The sequence below is a fragment of the Phenylobacterium conjunctum genome (genome assembly GCF_042679085.1).
In the GTDB taxonomy this organism is placed as follows: Bacteria; Pseudomonadota; Alphaproteobacteria; order Caulobacterales; family Caulobacteraceae; genus Phenylobacterium; species Phenylobacterium conjunctum.
This window is the reverse complement of record NZ_JBHTLQ010000005.1, coordinates 131,096-147,684: the sequence shown is the minus strand read 5'-3', so window position 1 is coordinate 147,684 and position 16,589 is coordinate 131,096. Positions and strand designations below refer to the sequence as shown.

Here is a 16,589-nt window from a genome sequence, read left to right as displayed (position 1 = left end):
GCCGCCACCCCCGGCGCCGCCCGAACCGCCGCCGGCTGCGCCCGAGCCGGAGCCCGAGCCTCAGCCCCCCTCGCCCGCCGTCGACGATTTCCGGCTTGAGCCGCCACCAGAGCCCAGGCCCCGGCGCCAACCCGCGCCAAAGCCGGAGGGGCCGGTTCAGGGTCGCCTGGACCTGCCCCCCTGGGAAGAGGACTGACCGGGGCGCAATAAGGTCGCAGATTGGGGCAACCCTTACCCCCGCTAGTGCGCGCGCGGGCCACCAAGCTCGGCCATCAGCTCTTCCTTGCGGGCCTGCAGCCGCTCGCCCATGGCGTCCAGGTCCTCGTCGCCCCGCTTGGCCTGGGCGAACATGCCGCCGGCCTGCTCCTCTTCCTTGACGTGGTGCTTGATGTACTCGCCCAGCACCTTGACCTTGGCGTCGTACAGCGGCGCGTCCGGGGCCATGGCCTCGATCTCGGCGATCAGCTTCTTGGCGCCGTCATGCTCGACATAGGCCTCGTCCAGCAGGTCCTCTTCCACGTCGGCGCGGGTCTCGGGATAGAAGATCTCCTCCTCGATGCGGGTGTGGACCTTCAGAGCCAGGGCGATCCTGTTGAAAAGCTCCAGCTTCTCGCCCTCGTCATCGAGCTGCTCATACTCGTCAAACCAGCCCTCCACCTCGCGATGATCCTTCTTCAGCAGGCTGATCGCCAGCGGGTCCCGGCGCCCAGTGCGGCGTGTGCGGCGCTTGGAGGCGGACTTGGCGGAGGACTTGGATGAAGATTTCGAGGTCGCGGCCATAGGAATTTTCTCCGGCTTGGGGTTGGCAGCTAAACCCCCGCCGTGATCACCGGTTCCGCGCGTCCCAACAGTCCGAAAATCGGCGCTCAAGCCATTGGAATTTATAAAACCTTGACCTTAGACCCCATCCGCCTCCAGGGCGAACCCAACGGCGGCTTCGGCATGGACGATGGCGGTGTCCACCACCGGCGCCGCCAGATCCTCCGGGCTCAGCAGCAGGCCGATCTCCGTGCACGCAAAGACCACCGCATCCACCGACCCCGCGCGGTCGATCATCGCCAGCACCTCGGCCTTGGAGGCCTCGCTCACGACGCCCTGGCAAAGCTCGTCATAGATGATGGCGTGTAGCCGGACCCGATCCGCCTCGCCGGGGATCACCGCCTCGACGCCATGGGCCGCCAGACGGTCGCGGTAGAACCCCATCTCCATGGTGTAGCGCGTGCCGAGCAGCAGGGCCCGCCGCGCACCCAGGCCGCGCAGGGCCAGCGCCGTCACCTCGCCAATATGGATCAGCGGAACCCCGATGGCGGCCTGAACCGTCTCGGCCACCAGGTGCATGGTGTTGGCCCCGATCAGGATCGCCTCGGCGCCCGCGGCCTCCAGCCGCCGGGCGATCTCGGCGAACTGCGCGCCCGCGGTCTCCCAGTCGCCCTTGGCCTGAAGTTCGGCCACCGGGGCGAAGTCTACCGACCAGACCAGCACCCGCGCCGAATGCAGCCCGCCCAGCCGCTCCCGCACGAGGCGGTTGAGCGTCTGGTAGTAGTAGGCCGTACTCTCGGCGCTGATCCCGCCGATCAGGCCGATCAGTCGGGGCTCGTCAGATGTCATGGATCAGGCCGAGGGCCAGTCTGGCAGCGCGATCTTCACCGGCGCCCCCGCCTCGGTGGTGGCCAGGTGCAACAGGAAGCTTGCGATGCCGGCGGCGCCCTGCATGTAGCCGGTCTGGGCCTGCAGGAAGTCGGGACGCTCGCGGTGTTCGGCCTGGACCCAGCGACGGCCATCGGGCTTCAGGTCGGAGGCTTCCTCGATCACGTCCGCACAGGCTTGCGCCAGCTCACGATAGCTCTCGTCGCCGGTGCGAGCGGCCATCAGCAGGGCGAACTCGCCGACGCCCGCGTCGCCGCAGCACTGGCCGAAATTGTTCCAGTAGCCCGCGGACCGGGTACGTGGCGCGCCGGTGGCGGTCAGGCCCTCCATCAGCGCCTTGGCCTCCTCCAGCCAATGGGCGTCGCCGGTGATCTCGTGCAGCTCCAGCAACAGCCGGCCGGTGCCGGCCGGGCCGTGGCAGGCGCCGAGATAGAAGATCGGTCGACGGGCTTCCTCGGTGTGCACCACCAACTTGCCCTGCCCCATCGGCTTGGACCGGCTCATGGTGTAGCGGGCGGCCTCGCGGGCGGCGTCCAGATAGCGGGCGTCGCCGGTCTCGCGGAACAGCTGGATCAGGAAGTAGCCGACGCCCGCTCCACCGTGGGCGAAGTTGGGGGCGGTGAAAGGGAACGGCATGTCGTTCATCAGCCGCCAGCGCAGACCGTCGGGATCCGGTTCGGCCACCTCCAGCAGGCGCTCGGCCACCGCCTTGGCCCAATTCAAAGCCTCGGCGTGCAGGCCCTGGCGGTGGGCGTAGATCATCAGCAGGCCGGCGCCGGCCGCGCCCACCGACTGGTCATAGATCTCGCGGTCGTCGGAAAAGCCGGTGATGTCGGCGAAGGGCGCGGTCTCGATCCAGCCGATCCCGGCCCCGCGCGGTGTCGACTGGGCATGGAGCTTTTCCAGGCAACGCACGGCGCAGGCGCGGAAATCCTCCCGGCCGCTGACTCGCGCGAGCTCCGACATGGCGAAGGCGTAGCCGGGCCAACCGGTCGACATGGACACCGACAGCCGATCCTTCTTGGCCAGGTACTCGACCACCTCCTCACCGGCGGCGATGGCCTCGTCCAGGGCGCCTGGGTCCTGGCCAGCGGCGTGCAGCTCCAGCAGCAGCAAAATCACCCCGCAGGCGCCATGATAGAGGCTGTAGTCGGCGATCCCGTCGGCCTCGTCCGTCCGCCGCCACTTGGCGCGGCCCTCAACCTTCTGGGCGCGAATGAAGCGCACCGCTTCCAGGGCGGTGTTCAGGTGACGGCTCATGACGTTTCTCCCGATCGGGCCCGTGGCCGGGCCTCTGTCATGCCCCTCACTGACCTTGCCGCAGGGGCAGGGTCAAGGCGGCGGTTGAACGCCCGCACGAAAACCGGTCCTATCCCGGCCAATCTTTGGGGGGAGACACATGGCGCCGGACCGTTCGCGCACGCGGCTGCGTTCCATCCTGGCCGGGTCGGCGGGCAATACGGTCGAGACCTTCGACTGGTTCGTCTACGCCGCCTTCACCCTCTATTTCGCCAAGGTCTTCTTTCCGGCCGGCGACCGCACGGCCCAGCTGCTGAGCGCCGCGGCGGTGTTCGCCGTAGGCTTCCTGGCCCGGCCGGTGGGGGCCTGGCTGATGGGCCTCTACGCCGACCGGGTCGGGCGCCGGGCCGCCATGACCCTGTCCATCAGCCTGATGTGCGCCGGCTCGCTGATCATCGGGCTGGCGCCCGGCTATGACCGCATCGGGGTCGCCGCCCCCATCCTGCTGACCGCCGCCCGCATTCTCCAGGGCCTGAGCATGGGCGGCGAATACGGCACCAGCGCCACCTACATGGCCGAGATGGCCTCCCGACATAATCGCGGCTTCTGGTCGGGGATCTTCTACACCACCCTGATCGCCGGCCAGCTCCTGGCCACCGGCACCCTGATCGCGCTCCAGGCCCTGCTGTCGCCGGAGGACCTGCAAGCCTGGGGCTGGCGCATCCCCTTCTTCATCGGCGGCGGGCTCGCGGTGCTGGTGTTCTGGCTGCGGCGGACCATGCACGAGACCCCGGCCTTCACCGGCAAGTCGGAAGACCGGGCGACGACCTGGAAACTGATCGTCCGCCACCCGCGCGAGAGCCTGATCGTCATGGGCCTGACCGCCGGTGGCACGCTCGGCTACTACACCTTCACCACCTACATTCAGAAGTTCCTGGTCAACACCTCGGGCTTCTCGAAGACCGACGCCACCTGGATGACGGCGGTGGGGCTGGTGGTGTTCATGGCGGTCAATCCGCTGTTGGGCGCCCTGTCCGACCGCATCGGCCGCCGGCCCATCCTGATCGCCTTCGGGATCGCAGGAACCCTGCTGACCTGGCCACTGCTCTCGACCCTGGCCCGCACCCACGAGATCGCGCCGGCCCTGGCGCTCACCTGCGCCGGCATGGTGCTGGTCGCCTTCTATTCCTCGGTCAACGGGGTGGTGAAGGCCGAGCTGTTCCCGGCCGAGATCCGGGCCCTGGGCGTCGCCCTGCCCTATTCCTTCGCCAACGCCCTGTTCGGCGGCTCGGCCGAGGCCGTGGGCCTGTGGTTCAAGCACCGCGGCATGGAGAGCGGCTTCTACACCTACGTCACCGCGGTGATCGCCGCCTCCCTGGTCGTCTATGTCCTGATGCCGGACACTCGGAAGACCAGCCGCATTTTGGAAGACTAGAGCGCGGCTTCAACCGCGGTCTTGATGTCGTCGGCCAGGGGCTCGGTGCGGGGGCCGAAGGCGCGGATCAGTTGGCCGTCCTTGCCGACCAGCAGCTTGTGGAAGTTCCAGGCCGGATCGGCGGACTCGCCCAGGGTCTCCAGCGCCCACTTGTAGAAGGGATGGGCGGTGTCGCCCTTCACGTCTTCCTTGGAGGTCAGGGGGAAGTCGATGTTGAAGCGGGTCTCGCAGAAGGCCTTGATCTCGGCCTCGGTCCCCGGCTCCTGGCCCATGAATTGGTTGCAGGGCACGCCCAGCACCACAAGGCCCTGGTCCTTGTAGTCCGAATAGAGCTTCTCCAGCCCGTCATACTGCGGCGTCAGCCCGCAGGCCGAAGCGGTGTTCACCACCAGCACCACCTTGTCCTTGAAGGTCGTGAACGGCAGCGGCTGGCCGTCGATGGACTTGAAGGCGAAGTCGTAGGCGGTGGTCATGGCGGGCTCCCTGAGATGTTCAGGTGAAGCTAGTGGCTCGCGCCTGGATTGCCACCCCTAAGGTGTGGGAAGGAACCTACCCCTCCAGCGCCTGCTCCACCGCCAGCGCCAGATCCAGCGCCCGCGCCGCTTCCTGGGGCGTCACCACCGGGCGCGCCAGATCTCCGCGCACGGCGCCGAGGAAAGCGCCGACGCTGGCGCCCAGGGGGTCCTTGGCGCCGGGCGTCTCGGCGAAGTCGGGATTGAGCGGATAGCCCGTGGTGTTGCGGAAGGTCCGCGCCACGAAATCGATCTCCAGTTCGCCGGAGGGATAGACCAGCTTCATGGTGCGGTTGCGCCCCTCGGCCATGCGCGAGGCGTCGAACAGGGCGGTGAAGCCGTTGGCGAAGGTCACCTCGGCGCTCACCTGGTCCCAGCCGCCGCTATAGGCGCTGACGCCCTCAGCCTCCACCGCCAGGGGCTCGGCCGGCGACAGGGCCAGCGCCAGGTCCAGGTCGTGGATCATCAGGTCCAGCACCACCGACACATCCAGGCTGCGCTCGGATTGCGGCCCCTGGCGCACGGCTTCCAGCCGCAGGGGCGCCTCAGGGATGTCGAACAGGCCGATGGCGCCGAACACCACACGCTCCTGGTGGCCGCAGGCGACCACGAGCTTGCGGGCGGCGGCCTCGTCTATGATCCGGTCGGCGTCGCGCAGGGACACCGCCAGGGGCTTTTCCACATAGATCGGCTTGCCGGCCTTCAGGGCCGCGACCGCGCCGTCGGCGTGATAGATGGCCGGCGAGGCCACCGTCACTACATCCACCGCCGCCAGGAAGGCGTCCAGGTCGTCAAAGGCCTGGGCGCCATGGCGGTCCGCCACCTCGGCGGCGCGGGCCAGGACGGGATCATAGACCGCCACCAGAGTCGCGCCCTCAGCATTGGCGTACTGGCGCGCATGGTAGCCGCCGAAGACGCCCGCCCCGATCACGCCGCCGCGCAAGGACTCACCCATGTGACCGCTCCAAGTTCCGTTGGGTCCGCGCCTAGCATTGCGACGCCCTCGACGCCACCTGAGGCAGGGTTTAAACAGCCGTTCGAGCGCCGCTTACGGCGTAAACAGATGTGGGAGGACACCATGACCACGATCCGCGAGATCCGCCTGAAGAGCCGCCCTGTGGGCCTGCCGACCGCCGACAATTTCGAGCTGGCCAGCGTCGAGCTGCCGGCGCCGGGTCCCGGCGAGGTCCAGGTCCGCAACACCTGGATGACCGTCGACCCCTACATGCGCGGCCGCATGAACGACGTGAAGTCCTACACCCCGCCCTTCGCGCTCGGCAAAGCCATGGAAGGCGGCGCCATCGGCGAGGTGGTCGCCTCCAACGATCCGTCGCTGAAGGTCGGCGACCTGGTCCAGTCCATGTTCGGCTGGCGCGAGGGCTTCACGGCTCCGGCCTCGAGCGTCACCAAGCTGGAGACCCACGGCCTGCCGCCCCAGGCCTTCCTGGGCGTGGCCGGCATGCCGGGCCTGACGGCCTATGCCGGCCTGCTGCGCATCGCCGCCCTCAAGCCCGGCGACGTGGTGTTCGTCTCCGGCGGCGCGGGCGCCGTCGGCTCCATGGTCTGCCAGATCGCCAAGCTGAAGGGCCACAAGGTCATCGCCTCGGCCGGCGGCGCTGAGAAGGTCGCCTTCCTGAAGGAGCTCGGGGTCGACGAGGCCATCGACTACAAGGCCGAGGCCGACCTGACGGCGGCCCTGCAGCGAGCCGCGCCGGAAGGCGTCGACGTCTATTTCGAGAATGTCGGCGGCGACCACCTGGAGGCGGCGATCACCGTCGCCAATCCGTTCGCCCGCTTCGCCCTGTGCGGCATGATCAGCCAGTACAACGCCACCACCCCGCCGGTCGGCCCGCGCAACATCATCCTGGCCGTGGGCAAGAGCCTGCGCCTGGAAGGCTTCATCGTCTCCAACCACTGGGACATGATGAGCGACTTCGCCAAGGACCTGGCCGGCTGGCACGCCGCCGGCAAGCTGAAGTGGAAGGAGACCGTCAAGGAGGGCATCGAGCGCGCGCCCGAAGCCTTCCTGGGCCTCTTCGCGGGCGAGAACTTCGGCAAGATGCTGGTGAAACTCTAGGGGCTCCAGCGCCTGACGGGCGTTGGCCGGGGAAGCCGGAGAGGCTAAAAGCCGCTTCGTCCTTCCCCGGAGCCTGTACCCGTGTCCCGACTGTTCAGCGCCTATGTGATCGTCGACTGGAGCGCCGCGGCCAAGCCGTCCACCGGCGCGGATTCGGTGTGGATCGGGGTGCTGAAGCGCGACGTCCGCTTCCGGCTGACCTTCGAGGCCTTCAATCCGCCCACCCGGGCCGAGGCCGAGAAGAAGCTCAACGCCCTGCTGGACGACTTCAAGAAGCGCAATGAGCGCTGCCTGCTGGGCTTTGACTTCCCGCTGGGTTTTCCGCGCGGCTTCCAACAGGCCCTGAGCCTGCCCGGCGATGCGCCCTGGCGCGCGGCCTGGGACCAGCTGGACAAGATGGTCAAGGACAAGGCCGACAACACCAACAACCGCTTCGGGGTCGGCTCGGAGATCAACCGCCGCATGACCGGCGGGCCCTTCCCGTTCTGGGGCTGTCCGCCGAAGGACGCCCTGACCACCCTGCAGCCCAAGCGCACTCGCGAGCATGGTCCGGACGACCTGCCCGAGTACCGCTACGCCGACCAGGCCGCCAAGGGCGCAGCCTCGATCTGGAAGCTCTATTACAACGGCTCCGTGGGCGGTCAGGCGATCCTGGGCATTCCCTTCGTGCGCCGCCTGAAGCTGACCCGTGGCGAGGGCGTCAAGGCCTGGCCCTTCGAGTTCGGGTTCAAGCCGCTGACCGAGGCTGATCTGGCTGGTGTTGACGTGGTCACCACCGAGGTCTGGCCGTCGCTCTACAAGGCCCAGCCCGGTCCGGGCGAGGTGAAGGACCTGGCCCAAGTGCGCGTGACCGCTGAGCATTTCGCCCGCCTGGACGAGGCCGGCAAGCTGGGGGCGGTGTTCGGCCCGCCCGCTGGCGCGACGCCGGAGATCCTGGCGGCGGCCGAGGCGGAAGAGGGCTGGATCCTGGGGGTCGAGGCCGCGAAGGCCTGATCAGGCCTCAACAATCTGGCTGACGGCGCTCGCCCCACGACGGCGGCGCTCCAGCTGGGCCGGACGCCGCAGGTCGTCGAGCAGCACCGGCAGGTACAGGGCGAAGGCGCCGCACATGTCGGCCAGCACATCGCCGAAGGCGCAATCGCGGCCGACTAGGTACTGGGCGATCTCGCTGCCCACGCCGATGAACGCCATCAGGCACGACAGGTCGAAGCGCCTGCGAGTGGGAAAGGCCACGTACATCAGGGCCGTGGTCACATAGAAGGCCAGGAAGTGGCCCGCCTTGTCCCAAGGCACCAGATCGTGCTCCACGCCCTGGAACGGGCCCAGCATGGCGATCGCCAGGATGAGGCCCAGGCCGGCCAGGATTGAGCGGGCGATGTCGCGGTTGCGCGTCGAGGTCATGCCCGGGTTCTAGCGCCGAGCCTTGAATCCGCGGTTCACCAACAGGCTTAAGCGTTGATTACGCTCAATCTCCAGAACCGGGTGAGCAACAGGCCGGCCGACAGGAAGCTGGCCGCGATCACCGCCCAGACAATCCCGGCCAGGCCCAGCTTCATCGGCAGGGCCAGGAACCAGGCCAGCGGCGCCATCACCACCACATAGCTCGCCAGGTGGGTGATGGTGGGCACCCAGACATCGCCACGGGCCCGCAGCGCCTGGGCGCAGACCACCTGCAGCGCGTCCGGCACGAACATCAGGGCCGACAGGGCCACGGCCGGAACCGCCAGGGCCAGGGTCGCGGCGTCGCCGGTATAGCCGGCGGCGATGGGGCCCGCCCCCAGGCCGACGATGAGCATCGCCAGCACGCCGAACACCGCCGTCACCCCGAAGGCGACCACGGCCGCCCGGTCGATGGCGCGATAGTCCCTGGCCCCATAGGCGCGCCCGACCATCACCGCCGCCGCGGTGGACAGCCCCAGCGGGACCATGAAAACGATGGCCGCCACATTCAGGGTGATCGCCCAGGACGCCACCGCCAAGCCGCCGATCCAGCCGGCGAAGACGTTCATGCTGGCGAAGGACGCCACCTCGAAGAAGTTGGACGCCCCGGCTCCAAAGCCGATGCGCCGCTGCTCAGTCTCGGCGGCCAGGTTCTTCTCGGGCTTGGTGAAGACCCCGAGCTCACGCGCCTCCGGCATGCGGGCGATGTAGGCCAGCAGCCCCACCGCCAGGAAGGTCCGGGCGATGGTGGTCGCCCAGGCCCCGCCCGTCGCGCCCAGGGCCGGCAGGCCGAAGGTCCCCGGCACCAGCAACAGGTCGACCACCAGGTTCACGCCGTTGGCCACCCACATCAGGGCGGCGGCGGGCTTGGGCCGCGACAGGCCCTCCAGCCACAGGCTGGCGGCGACGCTGATCGCATAGCCCGGCAGGGAGAAGGCGAAGACGATCAGCGGTCGGGTCGCCCCGTCCGCCAGGTCCTTCTCCAGGCCCAGCACATGCAGGAAGGCCGGCCCGCCCAGCACGGTGATGAGGGTCGAGATCGCGCCGATCCACAGGCTGTACTTCAGCCCCCGCCGCAACACCGCGCCGGTGTCATTGCGCCGTCCCTGCCCCACGGCGCGGGCGGTCATCACCTGGACGCCGGCCAGCAGGCCGACGGACATGGTCACAACGACACTGGTCGGCGCCCACGCCAACGCATGGTAGCCGAGCTCACGCGCCGAATAGCGGCCCACGACGATGGCGTCGCACAGGCCCATGGCCATGATGCCCAGGCGCGACAGCACCACCGGCCAGGCCAGACCCCACAGGTCGAACAGGTCGGCGCGGACAGACGAGATGCGCCCTTCCGCCTGGGAGGACGCGGGGACCTCCGAGGGGGTCATGGATCACCTGTTGTCAAAGAAGGGGCGGAAACTGGCGCCTCAGGCCCTGCGCCGCAAGGCTGGATTTGGGTAGCCGGACCTTGCGCATCAGCCACGACCCTATAGCGTACGCCGTAAATTCACGGGAGGCCGACATGGCCGACATCATCGCCAACCGGGTCTGCGCCGAGCTCGAGGGCGACTTCGTGGTCTTCCTGATCGGCATGCGCATCAACAAGCCCTGGAAGTTCTGGCGGTGGTGGCCGGTGGCCAACGCCATGCCCAAGATGCTGATCGAACTGGGCCACAAGCCCGAGCTCGGCCTGCTGCACGCCCGAACCCACGCGGGCTTCCCCGACATCCTGGTGGTCCAGTACTGGCGCAGCTTCGACGACCTGGAGGCCTACGCCCGCAACCGAGACGCCGCCCACCTGCCGGCCTGGCAGGCCTTCAACAAGGCCGTGGGCTCCAACGGCGACGTCGGCATCTGGCACGAGACCTATGTCGTGAAGGCCGGCGCCTACGAGAACGTCTACAACAACATGCCCCGATTTGGCCTGGGCATGGCCGGCGAGATCAAGGACGCCATCGGCGCCCGCAAGGACGCCCGCCTGCGGATGGCCGCGCACTGACGAACGCCTCCCCCTCCCCACGTGCGGGGAGAGGGTTGGGGTGAGGGGTTCTGGGCGCTAAGCTCTCCTGATGGATCGCCGCAGTTTCATCGCCGCCGCCGCCGCGCTCACCGCCGCGCCCGCCCTCGCCCAGACGCTGGAGGCCGCGCCGCCGACAGCCCCCGCGGTGACGCCCCCTGCCCCCGCCCCGGCTCCGGCCGCAGCGACTCCGCCGCCAGCCGCGGCAACCATCACCGCCGGTCCGCCGCCCCTGCCGCCAACGCCCAAGGGGCGCGTCCGGGTGGCGCTGACCACCGTCCACGGGGTGATCATCCTGGAGCTCTACAAGGACAAGGCGCCGATCACCGCCGGCAACTTCCTGCGCTATGTCGACGAAGGCCGGATGAGCCACGCGACCTTCTACCGGGCCTCGCACCCGCCGGGGATGACCGACTACGGCATGCTGCAGGGCGGCTTGCAGAACGACCCGAAGTACGTGCTCAAGCCCATCCCGCACGAGAGCACCACGAAGACGGGCCTGTCGCACACCGATGGGGCCATCTCCCTGGGCCGGCACGCCCCGGGCACCGCGACCTCGGACTTCTTCATCTGCGTGGGCGACCAGACCTATCTGGACGCCAATCCCAAGGCCAAGGGCGACAACGCCGGCTTCGCGGCCTTCGGCTATGTGGTCCAGGGCATGGACGTGGTGCAGAAGATGATGGGCCTGCCGCGCTCGCCCACCGCCGGGGTCGGAGTGATGAAGGGCGAGATGTTCAAGACGCCGGTCCCCATGAAGGCCCGCCGCATCAGCTGAAAAAATCCGCGGGGCCTGTCGGCGCCCGCCGGCCCCGTGCGTCGTTCCAGCAGAGGCGCAAGCCCGACCTGGAGACGCCCATGTTGTACGCCATCCTCTGTTACAACGACGAAGCCTCGGTGGGCGCCTGGTCCAAGGCCGAGGAAGACAAGGTGATGGAAGCCCTGTGGGCGGTCCAGGAACCCTATGTCCAGGCCGCCCGCATGGGACCGGTCGCCCGACTGATGCCGACCACCACCGCCACCACCCTGCGCAAGAACGGCGACGAGCCCATTGTGCTGGACGGCCCCTTCGCTGAAACCAAGGAGCAGTTGCTGGGCTTCTATGTGGTCGACTGCGACGACCTGGACGGCGCCCTGAAGCTGGCCCGCGACCTCGCCAAGGCCAATCCCGGCCTGGGCTCCTATGAGATCCGCCCGGTCCTGACGATCCGCGACGGGACCCTGAAGCTTTGAACGACCTCGCCTGGATCGAGACGGCGATCACCGCCGCCCGGCCCCAGGCGATCGGGGCCCTGCTCCGCTATTTCCGCGACCTCGACGCCGCCGAGGAGGCGTTCCAGGAGGCTTGCCTGCGGGCTCTGCGCAACTGGCCGCGCAATGGTCCGCCCCGCGATCCCGCCGCCTGGCTGATCCTGGTCGGCCGCAACGCCGGGGTCGATGCGGTGCGCAAGTCCAGCCGCCAGACCGAGCTGCCCGACGAGGCCCAGCTCTCCGACCTGGAGGACGCCGAGGCCGGCGTCGCCGAGCGCCTGGACGCTGCGGACTATCGCGACGATATCCTGCGCCTGCTGTTCGTCTGCTGCCACCCGGACCTGCCGGCCACCCAGCAGATCGCGCTGGCCTTGCGGATCGTCTCGGGGCTGTCCGTGCGCCAGGTCGCCCGCGCCTTCCTGGTCGGCGAAAGCGCCATGGAGCAGCGGATCACCCGCGCCAAGGGTCGGATCGCCAAGGCCGACGTCCCCTTCGAGGCGCCGGGCCCCGTTGAGCGCGCCGAGCGGGTCGGGGCGGTGGCCGCCATGATCTACCTGGTCTTCAACGAGGGCTATTCCGCCGGCCCCGCGGCCCAGGACGACCGCGCCGGCCTGGCCGCCGAGGCCATCCGACTGTCCCGCCTGCTGCTGCGTCTCTATCCGGCAGAGCCCGAGATCATGGGGCTGACCGCCCTGTTGCTGCTGCAGCACGCCCGCGCCGCCGCCCGCTACGACGACCAGGGCGAAGGGGTTTTGCTGGAGGACCAGGACCGCAACCTTTGGAACCGGCCGATGATCGCCGAGGGCCTGGCCCTGATCGACAAGGCCATGCGTCATCGCCGCCCCGGCCCCTATCAGATCCAGGCCGCTATCGCCGCCCTGCACGCCCGGGCCGCCACCCCGGCGGACACTGACTGGCCCCACATCGCCGCGCTCTATGGGGCGCTTGAGCGGATGCAGCCGTCACCGGTGATCACCCTCAACCGGGCGGTGGCGGTCTCAAAGGTGCAGGGCGCGGAAGCCGCCCTGTCCCTGGTCGAACCGCTCGAGGGCCGGCTCTCGGCCTATTTCCATTTCCACGGCCTGCGGGGGCATCTGCTGACCCAACTGGGCCGCACCGAAGACGCCCGCGCCGCCTTCGGCCAGGCTATCGCGCTGGCCAATACGCCCGCCGAGGCGGCCCATATCCGGGCCAGGCTGGACGCCCTGGCCCGCCCCGAGGTCTAGAACTCTTCCCAACCATCGCGAGGCGCCGTGGAGGTCGGACGTCCGCCGACAACGGCGCGAACCGGCGCCGCGGCCGGCGGTTGGGCCCGAACGGCCGCGCCGACCTTGAAGCCTGAGACCAGCCGATCCAGTTCGCCGGCCTCGTCCGCCAGGGCGCGGCTGGCGGCAGTGGTTTCCTCCACCATCGCCGCATTCTGCTGGGTGACCTGATCCATCTGGTTCACGGCGACATTGATCTCGGCCAGGCCGGTGGCCTGTTCGCGGGCCGAGGCGGCGATCTCGCTCACCAGTTCGTTGATGGACTCCATCTGCCCCAGGATCTCGCGCAGGGCCTCGCCAGTCTGGCCGACCAGGCCAACCCCCTGCTCCACCTGCCCGGTGGAGCTCTGGATCAGGGTCTTGATCTCCTTGGCCGCCTCGGCTGAGCGCTGAGCCAGGGCCCGAACCTCTGAGGCCACCACCGCGAAGCCCTTGCCCGACTCCCCGGCCCGCGCAGCCTCGACGCCCGCGTTCAGGGCCAGGAGATTGGTCTGGAAGGCGATCTCGTCGATGACGCCGATGATCTGGGTGATCTCGTGGGACGACTGCTCGATGCCGGCCATCGCCTGGACGGCCTGCTCCATCACCTGGCCGCTCTTCTGGGCCGCCTGACGGGCCACCTGGGTCGCGTCGCGCGCGCGGCCAGCCCCCTCGGCGCTCTTGTTCACCGTGACGGTCAACTCGTCCAAGGCCGCGGCGGTCTCTTCAAGGCCCGCCGCCTGTCGCTCGGTCCGGGCCGACAGGTCATCCGCGGCACGACTGATCTCGGCGCAGTTGTGACGGATCTGGGAGGCTGCCGCCTGCACCCCGGCCATGGCGTCGGCCAAGGCGCCGATGGCCAGGTTGAAGTCACCCGGAATCTGCCGGGTCGCGCCTTGGAACCGGGCCGCGTCCAGTCTCTGGGTCAGGTCGCCGCCGGCCAGGGCGGACATGCCCTCGCCAATCGCCCGCACCGCCTCGGCCTGGGCGTCCGCCACGGCGGCGCTCTCGCGCGCGTGGCCCTCGCGCTCGGCCTCCGCAGCCGCACGCTCCTGTTCCTGCTCCGCCCGACGGCGAACGCCCTCGGCCAGATCGCGGCGGAACCCTTCCAGGGCGTTGGCGATGGCGCCGACCTCATCGCGGCGTTCCAGACCCGGCGCGGCCTGATCGTAGGCGCCCCGGCTCAGTTGCTTCACCGCCACGGTCAGCCGCCCAAGCGGCCCGCCCACCAGGGCGCCGCTCATGTAGAACAGCAGGCCCAGCACCAGGCCCGTGATCACCACCCCGCCCAGCATGAGCGTGACCGCTAGGCGGTCAGCCGCGCCGGTCACGGCGGACTGCGGCACATCGACCACGACCACCCAGGTCGCGCCAAGATCGTCGAACCGCACGGGCCGGAACAGGCGCTCGTAGGCCTTTCCGCCCAGCTTGAACCGGCTGGCGGCGGCAGGGGTCTGGCCCGCCAAGGCCTGCTGCATCGCACGCTCATCCGCCTCGCCATAGGCCTGCATGCGGCGGGCGGCGTCGGGATGGGCGATCCATTTTCCGGCGCCCGACAGGAGCAGAACCCGCCCGACACCCAGGGGCTTCATGGCGCCGAACCGCGCCGAAAGATCGGCCAGCGACATATCCAGCCCAGCGACCCCGATCAGCTCTCCGCCACGGCGAACCGGATAGGCGATCGAGGCCATGGGAACCTGAGCCCCGCTCAAGGTCTCCAAATAGGGTTCCGTGAGCATGGGGCGCCCGGTCGCGACCGGGTCCGTGAAGTAGGCTTCTTGGAAATCAGAGCCGTCCGTCTCGGGCTCAAGCACGATCTGGCCGTCGTGGTTCACCCAGTAGGCGGACATCCGGCCATTGACGTTGGAGGCTGTCGCTGCGTCTCCGACGTGCTCGGCGTCGCGGCCGATGGCGTCTGGCTGCGCCATGAACCAGGCGCCCATGACCGAGCTGGCGGCGGACGCCCCAGGCCGCACCATGGAAAGGACGGTCGAGCGCCCCGAGACCCCCGCTCCGCTCGCTTCGCCGATAGCGCCGGCCAGGGCGCGGGTCGCCGCGTCCGCGGCCGCGATTTCTGACCGGACCTCGCCGACGGCGTTGGTCGCGACCGCATCGGCCAGGGTGCGGTTGCTCTTGGCGACCACGCTGCGCGTCTGCCAGGAGATCACCCCAGCGGCGATGAAAAGCAGAAGCCCGATGGCCAGGCCTGCTGCGACCCCGAGCTTGCCGGCGATCGACAACCTATTGAACGCACGCATGCTCACGTCTCCCGCGTCGTTTCAGGGACGATCGCGGGATTCGTATAAATTTCGTCAAATAAGCCGAGGGAAAGCGCCGCGCCCTAGAGCGCCGCGCGCAGAGCCTCCGCCAGGCGATCTTCCTTCAGCTTCTCAGCCACCAGGAAGGCCAGCTCCAGCGCCTGTTCCCCGTTCAGACGCGGGTCGCAGTGCGTGTGGTAGCGGTCGGCGAGGTCGCCTTCGGCCAAGGCGCGAGCCCCGCCCAAGCACTCGGTGACGTTCTGGCCGGTCATCTCCAGGTGGACGCCGCCGGGGTGCACGCCCTCAGCCTTGCAGATCTCCACGAAGGACTTCACCTCCGACAGGATCCGGTCGAAGGGCCGGGTCTTGTAGCCGTTGGCGGCGGTCAGGGTGTTGCCGTGCATGGGATCGATGGCCCAGACCACGGCGCGGCCATCCTTCTTGGTGGCCTCCAGCAGACGCGGCAGGCGGTCGGCGACCTTGTCGTGGCCGAAGCGGCCATAAAGGGTCAGCCGGCCCGGCTCGTTCTTCGGGTTCAGCACGTCGATCAGGCGCAGGACCTCGTCCGGCTCCATCGTCGGGCCGACCTTGCAGCCGATCGGATTGCGGATGCCGCGGAAGTACTCCACGTGCGCGCCGTCCAGCTGGCGGGTGCGTTCGCCGATCCACACCATGTGGGCCGAGGTGTCGTACCAGTCGCCCGAGGTGCTATCGATCCGCGTCATGGCCTCTTCGAAGCCCAGCAGCAGGGCCTCGTGGGCGGTGAAGAACTCCACGCGCTTTAGATCCGGCGCCGTCTCCGGCGTCACGCCGACGGCGGCCATGAAGGTCAGGGCTTCGCTGATCTTTTCGGACAGCTCGCGATAGCGCGCGCCCTGCGGGCTGTCGTTGACGAAGCCCAGGGTCCAGCGGTGGATGTTGTACAGGTCGGCATAGCCGCCGCCCGCAAAGGCGCGCAGCAGGTTCAGGGTCGAGGACGCCTGGGCGTAGGCCTGCAGCAGGCGCTGCGGATCCGGCGTGCGCTGCTCCGGCGTGAACTCCATGCCGTTGATGTTGTCGCCGCGATAGGACGGCAGGGTCACGCCATCGACGGTCTCGGTCGGCGAGGAGCGCGGCTTGGCGAACTGGCCGGCCATCCGGCCCACCTTCACCACCGGCTTGCCGCCAGCGAAGGTCAGCACCACCGCCATCTGCAGGATCAGGCGGAAGGTGTCGCGAATGTTGTCGGCGTGGAATTCCTTGAAGCTCTCGGCGCAGTCGCCGCCCTGCAGCAGGAAGGCGCGGCCTTCGGCGACGTCGCCTAGCAGTTGCTTCAGCCGGCGCGCTTCACCGGCGAACACCAGGGGCGGCATGCCGCGCAGGGTCTGTTCGACCCGCGTCAGGGCTTCCAGGTCCGGATAGTCCTCGGGGATGTGCTTCGCAGTCTTGGCGCGCCAGGACGCCGGATTCCAGTGCTCAGTCATGCTTCTCTT

16 protein-coding genes and 1 pseudogene are annotated in these 16,589 nt (G+C 69.0%); 8 read left to right on the top strand and 9 right to left on the bottom strand.

What is annotated here, in order from left to right:
• Positions 1–196, top strand: a pseudogene (locus tag ACFQ27_RS03645) (M56 family metallopeptidase); the annotation flags it as partial.
• A 44-nt stretch (positions 197–240) separates the two neighbouring features.
• On the opposite strand, the gene ACFQ27_RS03640 reads toward ACFQ27_RS03645, so the two are convergent.
• The 3 genes from ACFQ27_RS03640 to ACFQ27_RS03630 all read right to left on the bottom strand — a co-directional run bounded on the left by ACFQ27_RS03640 (position 241) and on the right by ACFQ27_RS03630 (position 2,907).
• Positions 241–780, bottom strand: a complete 540-nt coding sequence (locus ACFQ27_RS03640; RefSeq protein ID WP_377352551.1) for a hemerythrin domain-containing protein — start codon at positions 778–780, stop codon at positions 241–243.
• A gap of 117 nt (positions 781–897) precedes the next feature.
• A complete protein-coding gene (locus ACFQ27_RS03635; RefSeq protein ID WP_377352549.1) occupies positions 898–1,608 on the bottom strand; it encodes an aspartate/glutamate racemase family protein in 711 nt (236 codons plus the stop codon).
• Positions 1,609–1,611: 3 nt separating this feature from the next.
• Complete coding sequence (locus ACFQ27_RS03630; RefSeq protein WP_377352548.1) at positions 1,612–2,907, bottom strand: lanthionine synthetase LanC family protein; 1,296 nt, start codon at positions 2,905–2,907, stop codon at positions 1,612–1,614.
• Positions 2,908–3,046: 139 nt separating this feature from the next.
• Between ACFQ27_RS03630 and ACFQ27_RS03625 the strand changes: the two genes are divergently transcribed.
• Positions 3,047–4,321: an MFS transporter gene (locus ACFQ27_RS03625; RefSeq protein WP_374346255.1), complete on the top strand. Its 1,275-nt coding sequence runs from the start codon at positions 3,047–3,049 to the stop codon at positions 4,319–4,321.
• Here ACFQ27_RS03625 and ACFQ27_RS03620 read toward each other — a convergent pair.
• Positions 4,318–4,794 carry a glutathione peroxidase gene (locus tag ACFQ27_RS03620; protein WP_377352546.1) on the bottom strand — a complete coding sequence of 159 codons (477 nt, stop codon included), beginning with the start codon at positions 4,792–4,794 and terminating at the stop codon, positions 4,318–4,320. The genes ACFQ27_RS03625 and ACFQ27_RS03620 overlap by 4 nt on opposite strands.
• Positions 4,795–4,870: 76 nt before the next feature.
• Positions 4,871–5,788: a Gfo/Idh/MocA family protein gene (locus ACFQ27_RS03615; protein WP_377352545.1), complete on the bottom strand. Its 918-nt coding sequence runs from the start codon at positions 5,786–5,788 to the stop codon at positions 4,871–4,873.
• 123 nt (positions 5,789–5,911) lie between these two features.
• On the opposite strand from ACFQ27_RS03615, the gene ACFQ27_RS03610 reads away from it, so the two are divergent.
• Together ACFQ27_RS03610 and ACFQ27_RS03605 are read left to right on the top strand one after the other, a co-directional pair.
• Positions 5,912–6,910, top strand: a complete 999-nt coding sequence (locus tag ACFQ27_RS03610; protein WP_374346258.1) for an NADP-dependent oxidoreductase — start codon at positions 5,912–5,914, stop codon at positions 6,908–6,910.
• A gap of 81 nt (positions 6,911–6,991) precedes the next feature.
• A complete protein-coding gene (locus ACFQ27_RS03605; RefSeq protein ID WP_374346259.1) occupies positions 6,992–7,903 on the top strand; it encodes a cobalamin biosynthesis protein CbiG in 912 nt (303 codons plus the stop codon).
• Here ACFQ27_RS03605 and ACFQ27_RS03600 read toward each other — a convergent pair whose 3' ends face one another.
• Both ACFQ27_RS03600 and ACFQ27_RS03595 read right to left on the bottom strand, forming a co-directional pair.
• On the bottom strand, positions 7,904–8,311 hold the full coding sequence (locus tag ACFQ27_RS03600) for a VanZ family protein (protein ID WP_377352543.1): 408 nt from the start codon (positions 8,309–8,311) through the stop codon (positions 7,904–7,906).
• Between the two features lie 47 nt (positions 8,312–8,358).
• Positions 8,359–9,735, bottom strand: coding sequence for an MATE family efflux transporter (locus ACFQ27_RS03595; RefSeq protein WP_377352541.1), 1,377 nt, complete (start codon positions 9,733–9,735; stop codon positions 8,359–8,361).
• Between the two features lie 134 nt (positions 9,736–9,869).
• Between ACFQ27_RS03595 and ACFQ27_RS03590 the strand changes: the two genes are divergently transcribed.
• From ACFQ27_RS03590 to ACFQ27_RS03575, 4 genes are all read left to right on the top strand, one after another.
• The gene (locus tag ACFQ27_RS03590) at positions 9,870–10,346 is read left to right on the top strand and encodes a DUF4188 domain-containing protein (RefSeq protein WP_377352540.1); all 477 of its coding nucleotides are present in this window, start codon (positions 9,870–9,872) and stop codon (positions 10,344–10,346) included.
• A gap of 70 nt (positions 10,347–10,416) precedes the next feature.
• A complete protein-coding gene (locus tag ACFQ27_RS03585) occupies positions 10,417–11,142 on the top strand; it encodes a peptidylprolyl isomerase (RefSeq protein ID WP_377352539.1) in 726 nt (241 codons plus the stop codon).
• An 80-nt stretch (positions 11,143–11,222) separates the two neighbouring features.
• Positions 11,223–11,597 carry a YciI family protein gene (locus tag ACFQ27_RS03580; RefSeq protein WP_377352537.1) on the top strand — a complete coding sequence of 125 codons (375 nt, stop codon included), beginning with the start codon at positions 11,223–11,225 and terminating at the stop codon, positions 11,595–11,597.
• Complete coding sequence (locus ACFQ27_RS03575) at positions 11,594–12,841, top strand: RNA polymerase sigma factor (RefSeq protein WP_377352536.1); 1,248 nt, start codon at positions 11,594–11,596, stop codon at positions 12,839–12,841. Before ACFQ27_RS03580 ends, ACFQ27_RS03575 begins: the two co-directional genes overlap by 4 nt.
• On the opposite strand, the gene ACFQ27_RS03570 is transcribed toward ACFQ27_RS03575, so the two are convergent.
• Positions 12,838–15,117 (bottom strand): methyl-accepting chemotaxis protein, encoded by a 2,280-nt coding sequence (locus ACFQ27_RS03570; protein ID WP_377352534.1) that lies wholly within the window; start codon positions 15,115–15,117, stop codon positions 12,838–12,840. The two genes, ACFQ27_RS03575 and ACFQ27_RS03570, sit on opposite strands and share 4 nt — an antisense overlap.
• 83 nt (positions 15,118–15,200) lie before the next feature.
• Positions 15,201–16,580 carry a class II 3-deoxy-7-phosphoheptulonate synthase gene (locus ACFQ27_RS03565; protein WP_374346269.1) on the bottom strand — a complete coding sequence of 460 codons (1,380 nt, stop codon included), beginning with the start codon at positions 16,578–16,580 and terminating at the stop codon, positions 15,201–15,203.
• Between the last annotated feature and the right edge of the window lie 9 nt (positions 16,581–16,589).